The 20,498-nt window shown below is 68.8% G+C and carries 20 protein-coding genes and 2 tRNA genes; 18 read left to right on the forward strand and 4 right to left on the reverse strand.

Annotated elements, in window-relative coordinates:
- The first annotated feature begins 6 nt into the window (after nt 1–6).
- From recF to ACQPWZ_RS18260, 9 genes are all read left to right on the forward strand, one after another.
- Nucleotides 7–1,170 (forward strand): DNA replication/repair protein RecF, encoded by a 1,164-nt coding sequence (gene recF, locus ACQPWZ_RS18220; protein ID WP_356704267.1) that lies wholly within the window; start codon nt 7–9, stop codon nt 1,168–1,170.
- Nucleotides 1,167–1,712 (forward strand): DUF721 domain-containing protein, encoded by a 546-nt coding sequence (locus ACQPWZ_RS18225; protein WP_327682366.1) that lies wholly within the window; start codon nt 1,167–1,169, stop codon nt 1,710–1,712. The genes recF and ACQPWZ_RS18225 overlap by 4 nt, the downstream gene beginning before the upstream one ends.
- Nucleotides 1,713–2,291: 579 nt before the next feature.
- On the forward strand, nt 2,292–4,355 hold the full coding sequence (gene gyrB / locus ACQPWZ_RS18230) for a DNA topoisomerase (ATP-hydrolyzing) subunit B (protein WP_340474138.1): 2,064 nt from the start codon (nt 2,292–2,294) through the stop codon (nt 4,353–4,355).
- 40 nt (nt 4,356–4,395) lie between these two features.
- Entirely contained in the window at nt 4,396–6,999 is a 2,604-nt protein-coding gene (gene gyrA / locus ACQPWZ_RS18235; protein WP_433571870.1) for a DNA gyrase subunit A, read from the forward strand.
- A gap of 3 nt (nt 7,000–7,002) precedes the next feature.
- Entirely contained in the window at nt 7,003–7,668 is a 666-nt protein-coding gene (locus tag ACQPWZ_RS18240; RefSeq protein ID WP_383232527.1) for a DUF3566 domain-containing protein, read from the forward strand.
- 59 nt (nt 7,669–7,727) lie between these two features.
- Nucleotides 7,728–7,804 (forward strand) — tRNA-Ile (locus ACQPWZ_RS18245).
- A 163-nt stretch (nt 7,805–7,967) separates the two neighbouring features.
- Entirely contained in the window at nt 7,968–8,339 is a 372-nt protein-coding gene (locus ACQPWZ_RS18250; RefSeq protein ID WP_433571871.1) for an amphi-Trp domain-containing protein, read from the forward strand.
- Between the two features lie 249 nt (nt 8,340–8,588).
- Nucleotides 8,589–8,723, forward strand: a complete 135-nt coding sequence (locus ACQPWZ_RS18255; protein ID WP_003958712.1) for a DLW-39 family protein — start codon at nt 8,589–8,591, stop codon at nt 8,721–8,723.
- A gap of 359 nt (nt 8,724–9,082) precedes the next feature.
- Complete coding sequence (locus tag ACQPWZ_RS18260) at nt 9,083–10,579, forward strand: hypothetical protein (RefSeq protein ID WP_433571872.1); 1,497 nt, start codon at nt 9,083–9,085, stop codon at nt 10,577–10,579.
- Nucleotides 10,580–10,645: 66 nt separating this feature from the next.
- Here the strand turns inward: ACQPWZ_RS18260 and ACQPWZ_RS18265 are convergent, their stop codons facing one another.
- Entirely contained in the window at nt 10,646–12,016 is a 1,371-nt protein-coding gene (locus tag ACQPWZ_RS18265) for a serine/threonine-protein kinase (protein WP_433571873.1), read from the reverse strand.
- 45 nt (nt 12,017–12,061) lie between these two features.
- The gene (locus ACQPWZ_RS18270) at nt 12,062–12,610 is read right to left on the reverse strand and encodes a helix-turn-helix domain-containing protein (protein ID WP_313945298.1); all 549 of its coding nucleotides are present in this window, start codon (nt 12,608–12,610) and stop codon (nt 12,062–12,064) included.
- 142 nt (nt 12,611–12,752) lie between these two features.
- Here ACQPWZ_RS18270 and ACQPWZ_RS18275 point away from each other — a divergent pair.
- Nucleotides 12,753–12,825: transfer RNA gene (locus tag ACQPWZ_RS18275), tRNA-Ala, on the forward strand.
- 192 nt (nt 12,826–13,017) lie between these two features.
- Nucleotides 13,018–13,386 (forward strand): DUF6344 domain-containing protein, encoded by a 369-nt coding sequence (locus ACQPWZ_RS18280; protein WP_340474144.1) that lies wholly within the window; start codon nt 13,018–13,020, stop codon nt 13,384–13,386.
- 193 nt (nt 13,387–13,579) lie between these two features.
- On the opposite strand, the gene ACQPWZ_RS18285 is transcribed toward ACQPWZ_RS18280, so the two are convergent.
- On the reverse strand, nt 13,580–14,257 hold the full coding sequence (locus ACQPWZ_RS18285) for a DUF5324 family protein (protein WP_340474145.1): 678 nt from the start codon (nt 14,255–14,257) through the stop codon (nt 13,580–13,582).
- A gap of 275 nt (nt 14,258–14,532) precedes the next feature.
- Between ACQPWZ_RS18285 and ACQPWZ_RS18290 the strand changes: the two genes are divergently transcribed.
- Nucleotides 14,533–15,066 carry a peptidylprolyl isomerase gene (locus ACQPWZ_RS18290; RefSeq protein ID WP_313945295.1) on the forward strand — a complete coding sequence of 178 codons (534 nt, stop codon included), beginning with the start codon at nt 14,533–14,535 and terminating at the stop codon, nt 15,064–15,066.
- A 97-nt stretch (nt 15,067–15,163) separates the two neighbouring features.
- A complete protein-coding gene (locus ACQPWZ_RS18295; RefSeq protein ID WP_433571874.1) occupies nt 15,164–16,060 on the forward strand; it encodes a rhomboid family intramembrane serine protease in 897 nt (298 codons plus the stop codon).
- 353 nt (nt 16,061–16,413) lie between these two features.
- Here the strand turns inward: ACQPWZ_RS18295 and crgA are convergent, their stop codons facing one another.
- Nucleotides 16,414–16,671 (reverse strand): cell division protein CrgA, encoded by a 258-nt coding sequence (gene crgA / locus ACQPWZ_RS18300; RefSeq protein WP_340474147.1) that lies wholly within the window; start codon nt 16,669–16,671, stop codon nt 16,414–16,416.
- Between the two features lie 141 nt (nt 16,672–16,812).
- Here crgA and ACQPWZ_RS18305 point away from each other — a divergent pair, with 141 nt between their 5' ends.
- Genes ACQPWZ_RS18305 through ACQPWZ_RS18325 form a run of 5 tightly spaced genes read left to right on the forward strand, consistent with a single transcriptional unit; the run spans nt 16,813 to nt 20,490 of the window.
- Nucleotides 16,813–17,580 (forward strand): DUF881 domain-containing protein, encoded by a 768-nt coding sequence (locus ACQPWZ_RS18305; protein WP_313945291.1) that lies wholly within the window; start codon nt 16,813–16,815, stop codon nt 17,578–17,580.
- A gap of 15 nt (nt 17,581–17,595) precedes the next feature.
- Entirely contained in the window at nt 17,596–18,300 is a 705-nt protein-coding gene (locus ACQPWZ_RS18310; protein WP_433571875.1) for a class E sortase, read from the forward strand.
- A gap of 56 nt (nt 18,301–18,356) precedes the next feature.
- Nucleotides 18,357–18,530 (forward strand): hypothetical protein, encoded by a 174-nt coding sequence (locus ACQPWZ_RS18315; protein WP_433571876.1) that lies wholly within the window; start codon nt 18,357–18,359, stop codon nt 18,528–18,530.
- Nucleotides 18,527–19,165, forward strand: a complete 639-nt coding sequence (locus ACQPWZ_RS18320; protein ID WP_327682340.1) for an aminodeoxychorismate/anthranilate synthase component II — start codon at nt 18,527–18,529, stop codon at nt 19,163–19,165. The genes ACQPWZ_RS18315 and ACQPWZ_RS18320 overlap by 4 nt, the downstream gene beginning before the upstream one ends.
- The gene (locus ACQPWZ_RS18325) at nt 19,162–20,490 is read left to right on the forward strand and encodes a class E sortase (protein WP_433571877.1); all 1,329 of its coding nucleotides are present in this window, start codon (nt 19,162–19,164) and stop codon (nt 20,488–20,490) included. The genes ACQPWZ_RS18320 and ACQPWZ_RS18325 overlap by 4 nt, the downstream gene beginning before the upstream one ends.
- Nucleotides 20,491–20,498: the final 8 nt, after the last annotated feature.

Here is a 20,498-nt window from a genome sequence, read left to right on the forward strand (position 1 = left end):
ACATCCATGCACGTCACGCACTTGTCGCTGGCCGACTTCCGCTCGTACGCCCGGGTCGAGGTCCCGCTCGATCCGGGCGTCACCTCGTTCGTGGGGGCGAACGGGCAGGGCAAGACCAATCTCGTCGAGGCGGTCGGCTATCTGGCGACGCTGGCCAGTCACCGCGTCTCGTCGGACGCGCCCCTGGTGCGCATGGGAGCCGAGCGTGCGGTGATCCGCGCGGCCGTCACGCAGGGCGAGCGCTCCCAGCTGGTCGAGCTCGAACTCAACCCGGGGCGGGCGAACCGGGCGCGTATCAACAGGTCATCGCAGGTCAGACCGCGTGATGTGCTGGGGATAGTGCGCACAGTGCTGTTCGCGCCGGAGGACCTCGCGCTCGTCAAGGGCGACCCGGGCGAGCGGCGCCGCTTCCTGGACGAACTCGTCACGGCGCGCTCGCCGCGGATGGCCGGGGTCCGCTCCGACTACGACCGTGTGCTCAAGCAGCGCAACACCCTGCTGAAGTCCGCGGCGATGGCACGGCGGCACGGGGGACGCGGGATGGACCTGTCCACACTGGACGTCTGGGACCAGCATCTGGCGCGGGCGGGCGCGGAGTTGCTGGCGCAGCGCGCCGAGCTGATCGCCGCGTTGCAGCCACTCGCTGACAAGGCGTACGACGCACTGGCCCCCGGCGGTGGGCCGTTGGCGCTGGAGTACCGTTCCTCCGCCGCTGCGGCGGAATCCGGAGCGGACGACTCCCCGGGCGCCGCCGCCGACGGGCCGAGCGGCCGTGACGAGCTGTACGCACAGCTGATCGCCGCGCTCGGCGAGGTGCGCAAGCAGGAGATCGAGCGGGGCGTGACGCTGGTCGGGCCGCACCGTGACGAGCTGGTGCTCAAGCTCGGGCAGCTGCCGGCGAAGGGGTACGCCAGCCACGGAGAGTCGTGGTCCTATGCGCTGGCACTGCGCCTGGCCTCGTACGACCTGCTCCGCGCGGAGGGCAATGAGCCCGTGCTCGTCCTGGACGACGTCTTCGCCGAGCTGGATGTGAAACGGCGCGAGCGCCTGGCGGAACTGGTGGCTCCGGGTGAGCAGGTCCTGGTGACGGCGGCCGTCGACGACGATGTGCCGGGGGTGCTGGCCGGGGCTCGGTACGCCGTGGCCGGCGGCGAGGTGGAGCGGGTATGAGCGACGAGATTCCGGCCGACACCCCCCAGGAACCCCAGACGTCCGGGGTCGACCTGGCACGGGTCGCACTGCGCGCCGCGAAGGAGCAGGCGCGGGCACGGGGTGCGGCGGCGCAGGAGAAGCGGCAGGCCAGGCGGGGCGGCGGGCTGCGCTCCGGGGCGCGCGCGGACGGCCGCGACCCCCTGCCGCTGGGCTCGGCCATCAACCGGCTGATCACCGAGCGCGGCTGGGAGACGCCGGCCGCGGTGGGCGGGGTGATGGGCCGCTGGCCGCAGATCGTGGGCGAGGACCTGGCGAATCACTGTGTGCCGCTGCGCTACGACGAGGACCCCGACGAGCGGGTGCTGACGGTGCAGTGCGACTCGACGGCCTGGGCGACACAGCTCCGGCTGCTGGCACCACGACTGGTGGCCCGCCTGAACGAGGACCTGGGGCACGGCACCGTCCGGCTGATCAAGGTGCTGGGGCCCGGAGGGCCGCGCAAGGGGTACGGGCCGCTGCGGGCGCCGGGGAGTGTGGGCCCGGGGGACACGTACGGGTGAGGCGGGGCGGGTTTTCCGCACCCCGGTCCCTCGCCGCCCGGAACCGTGGCCTCGCTTCAGCTACCGGCTCATCCCCCATCGCAGAACCGGCGCCAGCGCCTCCGGAGTGACCTGAACCGCCGGCCCTGAACCCCCTGGCACGGAACCGCCGGGTCCGCCCCGGGCCCCCGTCTGTGTCCTTCTCCGGCGCATCCGGGCGTCGCGGGATCTGCGTCACACCGGGTCCTGGGGACCCGTCCCGGACCGGACCGCCGCGTCCCCGGATTCCGCCGCCGAGACCCACGATCCCGCCCCAAGCGGACCCCTCACTTCCCCCCTGTATCACCCGCATCGCCCCGGGTGTCCCTCACCGTAGCCAGAGGTTGACAGCCCGAAGCTCTCAATGCCCGCGTGAGCCCTCTGGAGCCCCTTCCCGGATGTGGGGAGTCGGACGGCCGGTGTTCAGGGCGGCACATGCGGACTCAGCTACCGGCAAACCCCCATGAGTGTCAGCCGTACCGGTAGACTGGTGAGCAATCCCGCCTTCTCGCGGAACATGTCGAACGACGCAGCCGCTCCCGCCTGCCCGGAGAACGGCTTGTGCTGTGCCAGAAAGGGCGCTTCGTGGCCGATTCCGGCAACCCCAACGAGAACAATCCGTCCATCCCCGCCGGCGGACACGGCGAGGTCACCGCCTCGTACGACGCCAGCGCGATCACCGTCCTCGAGGGACTGGACGCGGTCCGCAAGCGCCCCGGCATGTACATCGGGTCCACCGGTGAGCGCGGCCTGCACCACATGGTGCAAGAAGTCGTCGACAACTCCGTCGACGAGGCCCTGGCCGGTCACGCGGACATGATCGACGTGACCATCCTGGCCGACGGTGGCGTGCGCGTCATCGACAACGGCCGCGGTATCCCGGTCGGCATCGTCCCGTCGGAAGGCAAGCCGGCCGTCGAGGTCGTGCTGACCGTTCTGCACGCGGGCGGCAAGTTCGGCGGCGGCGGTTACGCGGTCTCCGGCGGTCTGCACGGTGTGGGCGTGTCCGTCGTCAACGCCCTGTCCTCCAAGGTCTCCGTCGAGATCAAGACGGACGGCTACCGCTGGACCCAGGAGTACAAGCTCGGCGTGCCCACGGCGCCCCTCCAGCGCAACGAAGCGACCGACGAGACCGGCACCTCGGTGACGTTCTGGTCCGACCCCGACGTGTTCGAGACCACCGACTACTCCTTCGAGACGCTCTCCCGGCGCTTCCAGGAGATGGCCTTCCTCAACAAGGGCCTCACCCTGAAGCTGACGGACGAGCGCGAGTCGGCCAAGGCCACCGCCGGTGCCGACACCGTCGAGGAGGCGGGCGAGGAGCCGGTCCGCACGGTCACGTACTTCTACGAGGGCGGCATCGTCGACTTCGTGAAGTACCTGAACTCGCGCAAGGGCGAGCTCATCCACCCCACGGTCATCGACGTCGAGGCCGAGGACAAGGAGCGGCTGCTCTCGGTCGAGATCGCGATGCAGTGGAACTCGCAGTACACCGAGGGTGTCTACTCCTTCGCGAACACGATCCACACGCACGAGGGCGGTACCCACGAAGAGGGCTTCCGGTCCGCCCTGACGGGCCTGGTCAACCGGTACGCGCGCGACAAGAAGCTGCTGCGCGAGAAGGACGACAACCTCTCCGGCGAGGACATCCGCGAGGGTCTGACGGCGATCATCTCGGTCAAGCTGGGCGAGCCCCAGTTCGAGGGCCAGACCAAGACCAAGCTGGGCAACACCGAGGCGAAGACCTTCGTCCAGAAGGTCGTGCACGAGCACCTCACGGACTGGTTCGACCGCAACCCCAACGAGGCCGCGGACATCATCCGCAAGTCCGTCCAGGCGCAGACGGCGCGCGTCGCGGCCCGCAAGGCCCGTGACCTCACCCGCCGCAAGGGCCTGCTGGAGTCCGCCTCGCTGCCGGGCAAGCTGAGCGACTGCCAGTCGAACGACCCCACCAAGTGCGAGATCTTCATCGTCGAGGGCGACTCCGCCGGCGGTTCGGCGAAGTCCGGCCGTAATCCGATGTACCAGGCGATCCTGCCGATCCGCGGAAAGATCCTGAACGTCGAGAAGGCGCGGATCGACAAGATCCTGCAGAACACCGAGGTCCAGGCGCTGATCTCGGCCTTCGGCACCGGAGTCCACGAGGACTTCGACATCGAGAAGCTCCGCTATCACAAGATCATCCTGATGGCGGACGCCGACGTCGACGGCCAGCACATCAATACCCTGCTGCTGACCTTCCTCTTCCGCTTCATGCGGCCGCTGGTCGAGGCCGGGCACGTGTACCTCTCGCGCCCGCCGCTCTACAAGATCAAGTGGGGCCGGGACGACTTCGAGTACGCGTACTCGGACCGTGAGCGCGACGCGCTCGTCGAGCTCGGCAAGCAGAACGGCAAGCGGATCCGGGAAGACTCGATCCAGCGCTTCAAGGGCCTCGGTGAGATGAATGCCGAGGAGCTGCGCATCACGACCATGGACGTGGACCACCGCGTGCTCGGCCAGGTCACGCTGGACGACGCGGCGCAGGCCGACGATCTGTTCTCGGTGCTGATGGGAGAGGACGTCGAGGCACGGCGTTCCTTCATCCAGCGCAATGCCAAGGACGTTCGGTTCCTCGACATCTGAGTCGGTCTCAGCTGACCGCACGAAAGGACTTTGACCAGCAATGGCCGACGAGAACACCCCTGTGATGCCCGAAGAGGAACCCGCCATTCCGGGCGTGGGGATGCGCGTGGAGCCCGTCGGGCTCGAGACCGAGATGCAGCGCTCCTACCTCGACTACGCGATGTCCGTCATCGTGTCGCGTGCGCTGCCCGACGTCAGGGACGGCCTCAAGCCCGTCCACCGTCGCGTGCTGTACGCGATGTACGACGGCGGATACCGGCCCGAGAAGGGCTTCTACAAGTGCGCCCGCGTGGTCGGCGACGTCATGGGTACCTACCACCCGCACGGTGACTCCTCGATCTACGACGCCCTGGTCCGCCTGGCCCAGCCGTGGTCGATGCGCATGCCGCTGGTGGACTCCAACGGCAACTTCGGCTCCCCGGGCAACGACCCGGCCGCCGCCATGCGGTACACCGAGTGCCGGCTCAAGCCGCTGTCGATGGAGATGCTCCGGGACATCGACGAGGAGACCGTCGACTTCCAGGACAACTACGACGGCCGCAACCAGGAGCCGACGGTTCTGCCGGCGCGGTTCCCGAACCTGATGGTCAACGGGTCGGCCGGTATCGCGGTCGGCATGGCGACCAACATCCCGCCGCACAACCTCCGCGAGGTCGCGGCCGGCGCGCAGTGGGCGCTGGAGCACCCCGAAGCGACCCACGAGGAACTGCTCGACGCACTCATCGAGCGGATCAAGGGCCCGGACTTCCCGAGCGGTGCGCTGGTCGTGGGCCGCAAGGGCATCGAGGAGGCGTACCGCACGGGTCGTGGCTCCATCACGATGCGCGCGGTCGTCGACGTCGAGGAGATCCAGAACCGCCAGTGCCTGGTGGTCACGGAGCTTCCGTACCAGACCAACCCGGACAACCTCGCGCAGAAGATCGCCGACCTCGTGAAGGACGGCAAGATCGGCGGGATCGCGGACGTCCGCGACGAGACCTCCTCGCGTACCGGTCAGCGACTGGTCATCGTGCTCAAGCGCGACGCGGTCGCCAAGGTCGTGCTGAACAACCTGTACAAGCACACCGACCTGCAGACCAACTTCGGCGCGAACATGCTGGCGCTGGTCGACGGTGTGCCGCGCACGCTGTCCCTGGACGCCTTCATCCGCCACTGGGTGACGCACCAGGTCGAGGTCATCGTCCGGCGTACGAAGTTCCGGCTGCGCAAGGCCGAGGAGCGGGCGCACATCCTGCGCGGTCTGCTCAAGGCGCTCGACGCGATCGACGAGGTCATCGCGCTGATCCGGCGCAGTGACACGGTCGAGGTCGCGCGCGGCGGCCTGATGGACCTCCTGGAGATCGACGAGATCCAGGCCAACGCCATCCTCGAGATGCAGCTGCGCCGACTGGCCGCCCTGGAGCGCCAGAAGATCGTGCAGGAGCACGACGAGCTGCAGACGAAGATCAACGAGTACAACGCGATCCTGGCCTCGCCCGAGAAGCAGCGCCAGATCGTCAGCGACGAACTGGCCGTCCTGGTCGAGAAGTTCGGCGACGACCGGCGGTCCAAGCTGGTGCCCTTCGACGGTGACATGTCCATCGAGGACCTGATCGCCGAGGAGGACATCGTCGTCACCATCACGCGTGGCGGCTATGTGAAGCGCACGAAGACCGACGACTATCGTTCGCAGAAGCGGGGAGGCAAGGGCGTACGGGGCACGAAGCTCAAGGAAGACGACATCGTCGACCACTTCTTCGTCTCCACCACGCACCACTGGCTGCTCTTCTTCACCAACAAGGGCCGTGTCTACCGGGCCAAGGCGTACGAGCTCCCCGACGCCGGACGGGATGCCCGCGGGCAGCACGTCGCCAACCTGCTGGCCTTCCAGCCGGACGAGCAGATCGCCGAGATCCTGGCGATCCGCGACTACAACGCCGCGCCCTACCTGGTGCTCGCCACCAAGGGCGGCCTGGTCAAGAAGACCCCGCTGAAGGACTACGACTCACCCCGTTCGGGCGGCGTCATCGCGATCAATCTTCGTGAGACGGACGACGGCAGCGACGACGAGCTGATCGGCGCCGAGCTGGTCTCGGCCGAGGACGACCTGCTGCTCATCAGCAGGAAGGCCCAGTCGATCCGGTTCACTGCGACGGACGATGCGCTGCGCCCGATGGGCCGTGCGACCTCGGGCGTCAAGGGCATGAGTTTCCGTGAGGGGGACCAGCTCCTCTCGATGAATGTGGTGCGGCCCGGTACGTTCGTGTTCACTGCTACCGACGGCGGGTACGCGAAGCGGACCGCTGTCGACGAGTACCGCGTCCAGGGTCGCGGTGGCCTCGGTATCAAGGCCGCCAAGATCGTGGAGGACCGTGGTTCGCTCGTGGGCGCGCTGGTGGTCGAGGAGACGGATGAGATCCTCGCCATCACCCTTGGTGGCGGTGTGATTCGTACGCGAGTCAACGAAGTCAGGGAGACGGGCCGTGACACCATGGGCGTCCAACTGATCAACCTGGGCAAGCGGGATGCCGTTGTCGGCATCGCTCGCAACGCCGAGGCTGGTCGTGAGGCCGAAGAGGTCGAAGGGGCCGATGAAGCCGACGCCGGTGGGGCCGAGGCTGCTGTCGAGGGCACGGAGTCCTCGGCCGGGGAGCACGAGGAGTAGAGCGTGAGTGGAGCCACGGGCGCCGGTTCGGCCGCTGCCGGAGCTGCTGGAGCGAACGGTGCCCGTGGCCCTGCCGCGGACTCCCAAGGCGGGGGCACCCCCGCCGAAGGCAGGGGGATGACGGTGACGGACACCCGGGGACCCAATCCCCCGTACGAGACGTATGCAGGCGAGCAGCCGGCCCCTCAGCAGGCGGCACAGCCGTACCACCCGCCGCAGGCCTACCAGTCGCCCCAGGGCGGCGGCGGGACGCAGGCAGGCGTCCGCCTGCCGCGCACCGGGGCGCGGACGACTCCGCGCACCCGCAAGGCGCGGCTGCGCGTCGCCAAGGCCGACCCCTGGTCGGTGATGAAGGTCAGCTTCCTGCTCTCCATCGCGCTGGGCATCTGCACGGTGATCGCGTCCGCGGTGCTGTGGATGGTCATGGACGCGATGGGCGTCTTCTCGACGGTCGGCGGGACGATCAGCGAGGCCACCGGCTCGAACGAGAGCAATGGCTTCGACCTCCAGTCGTTCCTGTCGCTGCCGCGCGTCCTCATCTTCACCTCGGTCATCGCGGTGATCGATGTGGTGCTGGCCACAGCGCTGGCGACGCTCGGAGCCTTCATCTACAACCTCTCCGCGGGGTTTGTGGGCGGCGTCGAGCTCACGCTGGCGGAGGACGAGTAACCGATTTGGGAGCTGCGCCAGACGTGCGCTAATCTTCAGAAGTCAGCGCGCAGCGCGGCGGGGCTATAGCTCAGTTGGTTAGAGCGCATCCCTGATAAGGATGAGGCCACAGGTTCAAATCCTGTTAGCCCCACCAGCCGAAAGACCCCCAGCCGATCATGGCTGGGGGTCTTTCGCATCCGGTGGGTGTGGTCGCGGCGCCGGCCGTTCCGGTTCCCTCGCCGGCTGTGAAGATGTCCGATCCGGTGCTTGGCATCAGAATTGGCGTTATCCCTTGGTTCCGCCGGATCGGAGACGCCATGACGGACCTGAAGTTCGAGCAGAAGCGCTCGCTGTCCCGCCTGGAGGCGGCCGATCAGCTCACAGCGCTCGCGGCGGCGCTGAGACAGGGCGGGGATGTCTCGCTGGAACTCGGGTCGGGGACGCTGAGCCTGCGGATTCCCGACGATCTTCGCAGCGAGATCGAGGTCGAGGTCGGTGACGGGGAGATCGAGCTGGAGATCGAGTTCACCTGGCCGATCTCGCACGGGGAGGCTGCGCCCCCGGCGGCCGGGACGGACACAGCGGCGACCGCCAGGAGGCGCAGGAGTGCGCCTGCCAAGGCCGCGCGGAGCAGCACCGGCACCAGCAGGAGCAAGAGCGCGAAGCGGACCGCCGCAAAGGCGTCCTGAGGCGCGCGGGGGGCCTGCCGCCAGTTCTCCATCGAGTCTGCCGGCGGTGACGTTTCGCCGGTACGACAACTAGGCCGGTGGTTTCGGCAAACGGTGGTGACGCCGATGGGCAGGAGCGGATCGATCGCTTTGTCCGGGGCTCCAGTTGGGCCCAGTGCGGGACGTACGCAGGTCACCGATCGGTATCGGTCGGTGTGTATAGTCGGGCGCCAGAAGTCCTCATACGTCAAGGAAAGACGAGGTCGCGCGGTGAAGAAGCTTCTCCTGGTCGCACTGGCCGCCATCGGCGGGCTCCTCGTGTACCGCCAGATCCAGGCGGATCGCGCCGAGCAGGATCTGTGGACGGAGGCGACCGACTCCGTGCCCGCAGGTTCGGGTGTGTGAGACGCAACAGTCGTGGTTGAAGCCCCGGTCGCTCGAAGCGGCCGGGGCTTCGTGCTGTCCGGGTGCCGGGGGACTGCGTGATGCTTCCGCCCGCGGATTCACCGGAGCAAACTGGTTGATTGCTCAAGCAAACCTGAAGGGTCTCGAGGGAGCGCGACCACGGCGACGAGGCGGACAACACGGGCTATTCGTCGTCCGGCGCAGACAGCGGAGCGGGCGACGGGGCAGGATGGTGCCCCCGCGGTGATGGCCGCGGTTGCGGGGCGGGGTGCCGGCATGATCGCGGTCCGCCGCTCGTCCGGACGCGACACGGACCGGGCATGCCACCGATACGACCAGCACACACCGAGGAGAAGCGCGTGAAGAGGCAGCGCGGCACGGGCCGGGTGACGTTCGCGGCCATGGCGGCGATGTGCGTGGTGGCGGGGCTGCCGGCGCAGGCTCTGGCGGCCGGGGAGCCCAATCCGTACGTCTTCGACAGCGAGGCCAAGACGGTCAAGGGTTCGGCCGTCAACAGCGACGGGCCGGCGTTGGCGGCGGGATCGGTCTACAAGGACGCGATCAAGCCGGGCGAGAAGCGCTACTACCGCGTTGATCTGGATGCCCGGACGAACGCCTACATCTCGGCGGTGGCGGTACCCAGGCTCAAGACCAAGGTCGCGTCCCTCGACAAGCTCTCGGTGAGCATCGAGGACCGCTCGGGAACCAAGTGCGGCAGCGGTGACGCCCAGTTCGGCTCGGCCGCGTACGCCAGGCCCGTCGCCGCGTACGCGGACCGGATGATCGACAAGGACAGCAGCAGCTGCCAGGAGGCCGGCGCGTACTACGTCCTCATCGAGCGGGACGGCGACGCGGCGTCCAGTCCCGAACCGTGGGACGTGGAGATCCGTTTCGCCGCGGAGCCCGGTCTGAAGGCGGCCGGTCCGACGGCGGCGCCCGAGAACTGGCCGTCCGCCTCTCCCCCGCCTCCGGCAGGCAGCCCGCAGAAGCGCGCCGGCGGCACGAGCTTCTCCGACGCCACCGGCCTCACCGAAGGCGAGTGGCGGGACGAGATCCTCCCGGGCCGGACGCGGTTCTACCGGGTGCCGCTCGACTGGGGTCAGCAGATCTTCGCCAGCGCCGACCTGGGCACCAGCCCGACGGCCTCCGACACCACCCAGAGCGTGTCCAGCGCGCTGTCGGTGTCTCTGCACAACCCGGCTCGCGGCCTCGTCGACGAGACCGCGAGCGTGTACTACGACGGTAAGCAGAAGTCCGTCGCGCTCGACCCGGTGCCACCGGTGGCGTACGAGAACCGCTTCGACTCGACCGAGTCCACCAGCGCCATGCGGTTCGCGGGCTGGTACTACATCGCGGTGACGCTGAGCCCCGAGGTCGGTGCGGAGTACGGGAGCACGGCGCTCTCGCTGACGCTCCGGGTCAACGTCAAGGGCAAGCCGAAGGCCGCTCCGGCCTACGACGGCGCAGCGGGCGACTTCCAGGTCACCGAGGACGACCAGGCGGCCGCCGACAGCGGGAAGAGCGGCTCGGACGAGGACGGCAGCGATCCGCTGCAGCTGGTGGCCGCCGTCCTGATCGGTACGGGCACCGTGCTGCTGCTCGGACTGGGGGTGTGGCTTCTGCTGAAGCGCCGGCGGGCCTCCGCCGCACCCACGGGCCCGGGCGCCGGTACGCCGGCGGTGCCGGGTCAGGGACCGGCGACGCTTCCGGATCAGGCGCACGTGCCGGGCGGCCACGCGCAGGGCGGCCAGGTGCCCGGCGGCCACGCGCAGGGTGATTACGGGCAGGGCGGCCAGGTGCCCGGGCAGGCTCCGGGGGCACAGCAGGGGCAGTTCGGGCCGCCGCCGAGCTGGTAACCCGGCTGGCGGGCTGGTAACTCGGCCGGCGGGCTCACCCGGCGAAGAGGGTCCGGCCGCGAGGGCTCATGCTTGGGTCAACGCCCAGATGCCCACGGCGAAACAGAGCAGCGCGACGATCAGTATCGGGACCGCGACCTTCGGGGGCGGTCCCGTTCGCTGTGTGCCCACCCTCGGAACCGGCGCGTGCGGGAACGGAACCTGAGGGCTCTGAGCGGTGTAAGCACGAGTGAGAGGCGATTCGTACCGCATCGGGGCCGTCGGGGCGGTCCCGGACAGCGAGGGCTGCTCCGGCGCGGGGTGGCCCAGAGGGGAGGCGTGGTGCGCAGTGGGGGGAGCAGGCGTGGGAGCCGGCTGTGGAGTCGCCGGCATGGGGGGAGGAGTGGCCGGCTGCGCGGGACGGTCCACGTACGGGGGCACCGCGGGCGGCTGCTGGGGCGGAGGAGTGACCGGGAAGCTGCCCGTCTGCGACGGCGGATGGGCCGGCTGTACGGGGGGCTGCGCCGGCTCGGCGACCGATGCCGTGTACCCGGCCGGCCCGCTCTGCAGGGACGGCTGCTCGGGGCCGCAGGGGCCGAACCCGGGGGGAAGCGGCCCCAGTTGGTCGAAGACCTCGACCGGCTCGTCGTCGGGCCCGGGTTCGGGAAGCATCTCGACGGCCGCGGTGAGCGCCTTGCGCGCCCCTGTGGCCGTACGGAAGCGCGTATCGGGGTCCGGCTGGAGCAGACCCGCCAGGACCTGCCACAGCGGCTCGGGTATGCCCGCGGGGGCGCCCGGGGTGCCGTGGTGCGTGAAGTGCTCCACCAGCGCACGGGAGTCGGGCTTCTGCCCCTGGAGCAGATAGAGCGCGACCAGGCCGACCGCGAAGAGGTCCGCGGTGAACTCCGGCTCCGCGCCCAGCATCTGCTCGGGAGCGAAGTAACCGGGCGTGCCCACCACATGGTTGGTCTCCGTCAGCCGGGGCTCGCCCTTGCGCATGGAGATGCCGAAGTCCGACAGTCGCAGATGCGGCCGCTTGGTCCCCGTCGCCTCCAGCAGGATGTTCGCCGGCTTGATGTCGCGGTGCACGACCCCCTCCGCGTGCACCGCGGCCAGTCCGGCCAGCAGCTGGTCGAGCAGCGTGCACACGAAGGCGGGTGGCAGCGGGCCGTAGTCACCGATGAGGTGCGCCAGCGATCCGCCGCTCACCAGATCCATGGTGAACAGCACCTTGTCGTCGTCCGCCGCCCAGCTCGCGGGAGCGAGGACATGGGGGTGATCTATCCGCAGCGCCTGCTCGCGGACGAAGCGCAGCAGCGTGTGCGCGTCGCTCTGCTGCAGCACCTTGGCTGCCACACAGCGACGGCGCCGGTGGTCCCAGGCGCGCCAGACCGCACCGACACCACCGCGCCCGATCGGGTCGATCAGCTCGTACCGACCAGCGAAGACCTCACCCATGGCGCTGCGCCCGCTCCCGTTCCCTCGTGAGGCGTCCGCCCCGCGTCAGTTCTGGTGCGATTCGTAGTGGGCGACGGCGTCCGCGGTGCGTCCGGCGCCGTACACCCTGAGGAACTCTGCCAGCTCCGGGTGGCTCGAGGCGAGGGAGTCGGCGGCATCGATGATGTCGCCGGCGGCGGCCACGGAGCGCAGCAGCGACTGGATCTCACGGACGACCCGGCGCACCGTCGGAGCCCCGGAGCTGTTCGTGCTCTGGCTTGTTCCGGTGAGGACGGATCCGCCCTGCGACTTCTTGATCTCTTCCATCCGGTCGGTGGCTTCGACCGCGCTGACGCTGCCGTCGGCGACAAGACTCGCCAACTCCTGGAGCGCCTGGACGCGTTGGACCACCGCGGGATTGCCGATCTTGGCCCGCTGGCCGCTCATCAGCTGGGACAGCATCGGAGCCGACAGCCCGAGCACGGCTGCGAGCCGGGCCTGATTGAGACCCAGGTCGTCGATCAGCCGGCGGAAGAGCGCCCCCAACGGCTCCCCGTACCAGCTGCGCTGCAGCTCTCTGGCTCTTGCGGTCGTTTCCTGCTGAGCGGCGTCCATGGCGTCTCCCCATCGCTTTCCCCAAAGCGGGCTTCGCTGCTGCGAACCACGTCGTGCATCTTACGGAGAGTGGTCGCCCACCGGGAGCCCCAATCCCTTTTGCAGGAACCGGGGGGTGACCCGGTACTGTGGTCTGCGACCAGGGGCCTTAGCTCAGTTGGTAGAGCGCTGTCTTTGCATGGCAGATGTCAGGGGTTCGACTCCCCTAGGCTCCACACACGAAGAGCGCCCCGGCCTGTTTCCGCAGGCCGGGGCGCTCTTTTTTGGTTTTTCCGGGGCCACCTTGGGCCGTCCGGGTGGTGTTCATCAGAAGAACCGCCTATGTCCTGCGTCGGTCCTTCGCAACTCGAGATGCGTACACATCATGAGGAAGGTATGTAGATCGCCCAACCCGAAAGCGAGGGATCATGGCCGCCAACAAGGTCAGGAATCTGTGGACCGCATTCTTCAGCGCGCTCGTCGCGCTGCTTGCCTCGGTGGGTCTCACCACCGTCGCGTCGGCCGCGCAGCAGTCGGCCGTTCAGACGCCGGAGCGTGCCGACCTGCCGCGTCAGACGCGTACGGAGGCCGTTCGAGGGACGGTGCCGGCGCAGAGTACGCGCTGGAGCCCGACCATGCGCGACAGGTCACTGCCGCCCACGATCAAGCAGCGCATCAGCGCCGAGGCGCACGGTTCGTCTCCCGCCACCCGGCACCTGCCCTCGGCCGAGAGCGACGACGCCGCGATCGAGCCGGGCTCGGACACCCTCGCGGACCGCGCGCTCACCTCGGCATGAGGCGCCGGGAGCACTCACCTCTCCCGGCACCACAGCGCACGTCCCGTTCCGCAGCACCACAGCGCACGTCCTGTTCTGAGGCACCACAGCGCAGGTTCCGTCCTGCGGCAGCACTCGTGGCACCACGGCGCACGACACCGCAAGCACTGCTCACGCTCACCGCATCACCACCGGCCACACGGGCGGTGACCGATCAGCGGCCCTCGTCGCGATCGGCAGCCTCCGCCTCGGCCTGCTTCGCCTGGACCTCGGGATCGAGCGCTTCCGGACTGCCGTCGACGGACGTCAGCGGATCGCGGTCGGCGAGTTCCGTCGCAGCGGGCGGCTCGACCAGCCAGTCGGGGTTGGCCTGCTTGTCCCACCACTTCCAGGCGGCCACAGCGCCGCCGGCCAGAACACCGATGATCGCGAGACCCTTGGCAAGACGCGCGGCCTTCGAACGCCGCTCGTGCTTCCTCACCAACTTCTGAATGTCCTTCGCCGTCACCTGACCGCGCAGAGCGGCCAGCGCGGCAGCGGAGCGAGCCGCAGCCTCCTCCCGTACGGGCTGAGCGGCGGCAACGGCGTGTTCGACGCGCGGAACTGTGTAGTCCGCCGCCTGACGTGCTGCCCTGCGAGCCGTGATCGCGGCCCGGTGCGCGGCGTCGTCCACCTTCGGCGGCACATGCGGTGCGACACGGGTGTCGTACTGAACACGGGCCTTCTTGGCGGCCTTGGAGACCTTGGGCGCGAGCCGGACGCGGGCTTCCTGCGCGTAAAGCGCGGCCTGGTCCTTGGCAGTACCGGCGTAGGGCGCCACCACGTCCGCGGCGTGCAGCACGCTTTCCTTCGCCGTACCGGTCGCGGCGCGCACGCTGTCCATGCGGGTCACGGGGATCCTCCTCCTCGGTGGCGTTCTGGGGCCTGGGGATTTCCCCAGTTCGGCACAGTTTCGCCTTTCCGTCTGAATGGAAATCATGCCCGCAGACCTCATGCTCGGCATGTGGGGCCGCGCATCCGGGTCATGTTTGGGAGCTTCCGCTCGACGATGCCACGATTCGCCCCGGAGCGCGCCGCTTCGGCGAGGACTCAGCCGCTTTTCTCCGTGAGCCACGCTTCCGTGCGAGGATCGGTGGACGTCAGACGAGACTTACGGAAGGCAGGATCGTGGCCGAGCAGCTTTACGCCACCCTGAAGACCAACCAAGGCGACATCGAGATCCGGCTCCTGCCGAACCACGCGCCCAAGACGGTCAAGAACTTTGTCGAACTCGCTCAGGGCGAGCGCGAGTGGACCCACCCGGCGACCGGCAAGAAGTCCACGGACAGGCTGTACGACGGCACGGTCTTCCACCGCGTCATCAGCGGCTTCATGATCCAGGGCGGCGACCCGCTGGGTAACGGCACCGGCGGCCCGGGCTATGAGTTCGGTGACGAGTTCCACCCGGACCTCGCCTTCGACAAGCCGTACCTGCTGGCCATGGCGAACGCCGGCCCGGGCACCAACGGCTCGCAGTTCTTCATCACGGTGTCGCCCACCTCGTGGCTGACCCGTAAGCACACCATCTTCGGCGAGGTCAGCACCGAGGCGGGCAAGAAGGTCGTGGACGCGATCGTCGGCACCCAGACCAACCCGCGGACCGACCGTCCGCTCAACGACGTCGTGATCGAGTCCGTCGTCGTCGAGACCCGCGAGGGCTGATTTCCCGGGCCTGGTCCCCAGGGGAACCAATGCGCCCCGTCCGTCCGTAAGGATGGACGGGGCGGTGTTTTTTGATCGAGGGAGATTGAGGGATCCCATGGACCAGGTGCCAGGCACTCCGAAGGAGCCGCAGGACGCGCACAGCCTGCCCAGCTGCTACCGGCATCCCGGCCGCGAGACGGGCATCAGCTGCGTGCGTTGCGAGCGTCCGATCTGTCCGGACTGCATGGTCGACGCGTCCGTGGGGTTCCAGTGCCCCGACTGCGTGCGCACCGGCTCCGGCACCGGACACGCTCCGACGGCGAACCAGCCGCGGACCATCGCGGGCGGCAGCATCCGATCCGACGCCTTCCTGGTCACCAAGATCCTCGTGGCCATCAACGCCGCCGTGTACGTGGTGGTGCTCGCCCTCGGCGACCGCTTCCTCGACGAGACGCTGCTGATCGGGTACGCGTACAACCCCCAGCTCAACGAGGTTGTCGGAGTCGCGGACGGCGAGTGGTACCGCCTGATCACTTCGGTGTTCCTGCACGAAGAGGTGCCCCATATCCTCTTCAACCTGGTGGGGCTCTGGTTCCTCGGCAGGATCGTCGAGCCGGAGCTCGGCCGCTCCCGCTTCCTCGCGGTCTATCTCATCTCGGGGCTCGGCGGCAGCGCGCTCGCCTATCTGATCGCCGCCCCGAACCAGGGATCACTGGGTGCGTCGGGCGCCATCTACGGCCTGATCGGCGCGTTCGCCGTGCTCGCGCGTCGAAAGAACCTCGACATGCGCCCGGTCATCGCGATCCTGGTGATCAGTCTGATCTTCACCTTCAACCGCGAGGGCATCTCCTGGGAGGGGCACATCGGCGGTCTGGTGGCCGGCGCCCTGGTCACCCTCGGCCTCGCCTACGCTCCACGCCATCGCCGCACCCTGGTGCAGGTCGCGTGCTGTGCGGGGGTCCTGCTGCTGATCGTGGCGGCCGTGATCGCCCGGACCGCGTCCCTGACCTGACTCCCGGCAGTCACCCGAAGCCGAGGAGAACCCGTCGATCACCCGGGCCGAGCGGCTGCTTGCTCAGCTGAGCGCAACCTTTCCCCAAAGTTGTCCACAGCGTGTGGCGGATCTTGTGCATGCCGTATGGGACACGTGTGCCCCTTGTCGCTGAACTGGGTTTTCCCAGCAGAGGCAAGGGGCGGAACGCTTCACCGAGATGGCTCATGCAGTCACACCGGCGTCAACACTTTGAAGGTTATCCACAGATCGTCAGACCTTTTCCCCACTGTGGACAACGCTGTGGATAACCTTGGGGCAGGGCTTGACGTCCCGCCCCGGGAGCCGAAGCGGCTCCGGGAGCTGCGGCAGAGCTACTTCCACTGGGTGGAGACACCGAAGCCGGCGGCGATGAAGCCGAAGCCCGCGACGATGTTCCAGTTGCCGAAGCTCTTGATCGGAAGGTCGCCCTCGGTCACATAGAAGAGGACGATCCAGGCGAGTCCGATCAGGAACAACGCGAGCATCACGGGCGCTACCCAGCTGCGGCTCGTCAGCTTGATGCTGGTCGCCTGCTTCGTCGAGGGCGGCGGCGTGAACTCGGCCTTCTTGCGGATACGTGACTTCGGCACGAGGGACTCTCCTGTCGATGCGCTGCGTGACCGCGCAGGGAACTGTGGCTGGCGCCGGGGCTGGAGCGAAGGGGGACCACTGCCGCCCCCGGGCGTCCGTTAGCGTAGTGCTTCCGCGGCGCCTGAGGAGATAAGGGTACGTTGAGCAATTCCGCCGACTCCCCGCAAGGCCCGGTTCACCGCTTCAACTGGCGGGTGGGCCGGGTGTTGACAGCTGCCGTTTTCGCCCTCGCCGGGCTGATCTTCGTGACAAGTTTCAATACGGCCAAGGGTACCGATCTGCGGACCGACGGCTCCCTGCTGAAGCTGTCCGATCTGATCCAGCAGCGCAGCACCAAGAACGGTGATCTCACCGAGTCCACGGCCGCGCTCCGCGGCGACGTCGACGCTCTCGCCCAGCGCGACGACGGCTCCACCAAGGCCGAGGACCAGAAGCTCGGTGCTCTGGAGGAGGTGGCTGGCACCCGGAAGCTGACCGGGCCCGCGCTGACCGTCACCCTCAACGACGCCCCGCCCAACGCCCAGGCCGCACCCGGCTATCCCGAGCCGCAGGCGAACGACCTGGTGATCCACCAGCAGGATCTCCAGGCCGTCGTCAACGCCCTGTGGAAGGGCGGCGCCAAGGGCATCCAGGTCATGGACCAGCGGCTCATCTCCACCAGCGCCGTCCGCTGTGTGGGAAACACCCTCATCCTCCAGGGCCGCGTCTACTCCCCGCCGTACCGGATCACCGCTGTGGGTGACCAGAGCGCGCTCCAGAAGGCTCTCGACGACTCCGTCGCCGTGCAGAACTACCAGCTGTATGTGAAGGCCTACGGCCTGGGCTGGAAAGTGGACGAGCGCGAGGCGGTGACTCTCCCCGGCTACTCGGGCACAGTGGATCTCCACTACGCGAAGCCCGTGCAGTAGCGCCTGGGGGGTTCGGTGTCGGTACGGCTGATCGTCAGGACCTTCAGCGAACTGTGCATCACCGTCGGCACCTTGATCGTTCTCTTCGTCGCGTACGTCGTGTTCTGGACGGGCGTCAAGGCGGCCGACGCCTCGGACGGTCAGATCGGACGGCTTCAGGACGAGTGGTCCCACGGCGCGGTGGCGAGCCCGGCACCGGCTCCCGGCGGCACGACCGCACCCACCCCCGCTCCGCCGGCCCCGGAGTACCGGGACGGCAAGCCCTTCGCCGTCATGTACATCCCCCGTTTCGGCGGCAGTTGGGACTGGCCGGTCCTCGAAGGCACCCGTACGGGGACGCTCAAGAAGGGTCTGGGGCACTACGCCACCACGGCCCGGCTCGGCGGCACCGGCAACTTCTCGGTCGCAGGTCACCGCCGTACGTACGGTGATCCGTTCAAGGACTTCCCCCGGCTGCGGGCCGGTGACGCCGTTGTGCTGACCGACGGTACGACGTGGTTCACGTACCGCATCGACAGGAAGCCGTACCGTACGGTCCCCGGTGACATCGGGGTGATCGAGCCCGTTCCCCGGAAGTCGAGGTTCGACGGTCCCGGGCGCTATCTCACCCTCACGACGTGCGATCCGGAATGGGGAAGCAGCCACCGGCTGATCGTCTGGGCGCACCTCGACGCCACCCAGCCTGTGACGGACGGCAAACCGGAAGCTTTGCGCAGCTGACCCATGCGCCCCTGCCGCCCTTTAGTCTGGTGCGGTACCGAACGGAAAGGGACGGCATGTACGGCTGGATCTGGCGGCATCTGCCGGGCAACGTATGGGTGCGGGCTCTCATCTCGCTCGTGCTCGCCCTCGCGGTTGTCTACGTGCTGTTCCAGTACGTCTTCCCGTGGGCGGAGCCGCTGCTTCCGTTCAACGATGTGACGGTCGACGGAGCGGGGGTGGCCCGATGAGTGCACGCATCCTCGTCGTCGACAACTACGACAGCTTCGTCTTCAACCTCGTTCAGTACCTGTACCAGCTCGGTGCGGAGTGCGAGGTCGTCCGGAATGACGCGGTCGGACTCGAACATGTGCAGGACGGCTTCGACGGGGTGCTGCTCTCCCCCGGGCCCGGCGCCCCCGAGCAGGCCGGTGTGTGCATCGAGATGGTGCGGCACTGCGCGGCGACCGGAGTGCCCGTCTTCGGTGTCTGCCTCGGCATGCAGTCGATGGCGGTGGCGTACGGCGGAGTGGTCGACCGCGCTCCCGAGCTGCTGCACGGCAAGACCTCGCCGGTGGCGCACCAGGGCAAGGGCGTCTTCGCCGGGCTGCCCTCGCCGTTCACCGCGACCCGCTACCACTCGCTGGCCGCGGAGCCGGCCGACCTGCCCGAGGAGCTGGAGGTCACCGCGCGGACCGCGGACGGCATCATCATGGGGCTGCGCCACCGTGAACTGGCCGTCGAAGGCGTGCAGTTCCACCCCGAGTCGGTCCTCACCGAGCACGGGCACCTGATGCTGGCCAACTGGCTGGAGCAGTGCGGCGACATCGGCGCGGTCGAGCGTTCGGCGGGGCTCGCGCCGGTGGTGGGCAAGGCCGTGGCGTGAGTGCCGGGCGTCCGGGGGACGAGTACGACCCCCTGACGGACCCGACCCCTCCGGAGGAGTGGGAGCGGGCCCGGGCCCGTCCACGGGGCCAGGCCGACGCCCAGGCCTACCTGCCGCCCCAGGCGTACGGTCCGGGCCGGGAGCAGCCGCAGGCCTATCCACAGGCACCCGCCGCACCGCAGCGGTACTCGCGCACGCCTTCTCCGGGCCCTCAGGGCTATGCGCAGCAGCACTCCGCGCCCCGGTCGTACGAAGGGCTCCAGCAGGCGCAGAACTACGGCCAGTACCCCTCGAGCGCCGCGGAGGCCTACGCCGAGACCTATCAGGGGGACTGGTACGGGCAGCAGGAGGCCGGGCCCGTGCCCGCTGCGCGGCCGGCGCCGGAAGTGATACCCGAGCCTGAGCCCGGCCGGTTCCCCCGACCGTTCCCCGGTTCGGGGAGTACATCGGGACGCGGTGAGGACGATGAGACGGTCGGCCTGCTCACGTCGGACACCCGGCGCGCCGAGGAGGCTCCCGCAGGGCCCGGCCGTGCCGAGCGCCGCAGAGCGGCCAAGGGCCGGGGCCGCAGGCGCCCCGAGGCGCCGGAGACCTCCGCAGCGCCCGGGAGGCCCCTGTCGCGCGTGGAGGCCCGCAGAGCGGCCCGTGCGGCGAAGGACAGCCCCGCCGTCGTGGCCAGCCGGGCCATCGGCGAGCTGTTCATCAGCTTCGGCGTGCTGCTGCTGCTGTTCGTCACCTATCAGCTGTGGTGGACCAACATCCGTGCCGGGCAGCTCGCCGGCCGGGAGACGAGCAAGATCCAGGAGGGCTTCGCCAAGGGCCGTCAGCCCGGCGCCTTCGAGCCCGGGCAGGGCTTCGCGATCATGTACATCCCGAAGCTGGACGTGGTGGTCCCGATCGCCGAGGGCATCAACAAGAACAAGGTCCTGGACCGCGGCATGGTGGGCCACTACGGCGAGGGCAAGCTCAAGACGGCGATGCCGGCCGACAAGGCGGGCAACTTCGCGGTTGCCGGCCACCGCAACACCCATGGTGAGCCGTTCCGTTACATCAACCGTCTCCAGCCCGGCGACCCGATCGTCGTCGAGACGCAGGACGCCTACTACACGTACAAGATGGCGAACATCCTTCCCCAGACGTCGCCTTCGAACATCGGCGTCATCGCGCCGGTGCCGGCCGGATCCGGCTTCACCGGGCCCGGCAGGTACATCACGCTCACGACGTGCACGCCGGAATTCACGAGTACGTATCGAATGATCGTGTGGGGCAAGATGGTCGAGGAACGGCCGCGCAGCAAGGGAAAACCGGACGCGCTCGTAGGCTGACGACTTCT

The sequence above is a fragment of the Streptomyces sp. CA-251247 genome (assembly GCF_050952975.1).
In the GTDB taxonomy this organism is placed as follows: Bacteria; Actinomycetota; Actinomycetes; order Streptomycetales; family Streptomycetaceae; genus Streptomyces; species Streptomyces achmelvichensis.

What these genes read in the sequence shown, in the direction of transcription:
- recF (WP_356704267.1), top strand. Translation starts at nt 7, where the DNA reads ATGCACGTCACGCACTTGTCGCTGGCCGACTTCCGCTCGTACGCCCGG.
- ACQPWZ_RS18225 (WP_327682366.1), top strand. Translation starts at nt 1,167, where the DNA reads ATGAGCGACGAGATTCCGGCCGACACCCCCCAGGAACCCCAGACGTCC.
- gyrA (WP_433571870.1), top strand. Translation starts at nt 4,396, where the DNA reads ATGGCCGACGAGAACACCCCTGTGATGCCCGAAGAGGAACCCGCCATT.
- ACQPWZ_RS18250 (WP_433571871.1), top strand. Translation starts at nt 7,968, where the DNA reads ATGACGGACCTGAAGTTCGAGCAGAAGCGCTCGCTGTCCCGCCTGGAG.
- ACQPWZ_RS18265 (WP_433571873.1), bottom strand. Translation starts at nt 12,016, where the DNA reads ATGGGTGAGGTCTTCGCTGGTCGGTACGAGCTGATCGACCCGATCGGG.
- ACQPWZ_RS18270 (WP_313945298.1), bottom strand. Translation starts at nt 12,610, where the DNA reads ATGGACGCCGCTCAGCAGGAAACGACCGCAAGAGCCAGAGAGCTGCAG.
- ACQPWZ_RS18280 (WP_340474144.1), top strand. Translation starts at nt 13,018, where the DNA reads ATGGCCGCCAACAAGGTCAGGAATCTGTGGACCGCATTCTTCAGCGCG.
- ACQPWZ_RS18295 (WP_433571874.1), top strand. Translation starts at nt 15,164, where the DNA reads ATGGACCAGGTGCCAGGCACTCCGAAGGAGCCGCAGGACGCGCACAGC.
- ACQPWZ_RS18315 (WP_433571876.1), top strand. Translation starts at nt 18,357, where the DNA reads ATGTACGGCTGGATCTGGCGGCATCTGCCGGGCAACGTATGGGTGCGG.
- ACQPWZ_RS18320 (WP_327682340.1), top strand. Translation starts at nt 18,527, where the DNA reads ATGAGTGCACGCATCCTCGTCGTCGACAACTACGACAGCTTCGTCTTC.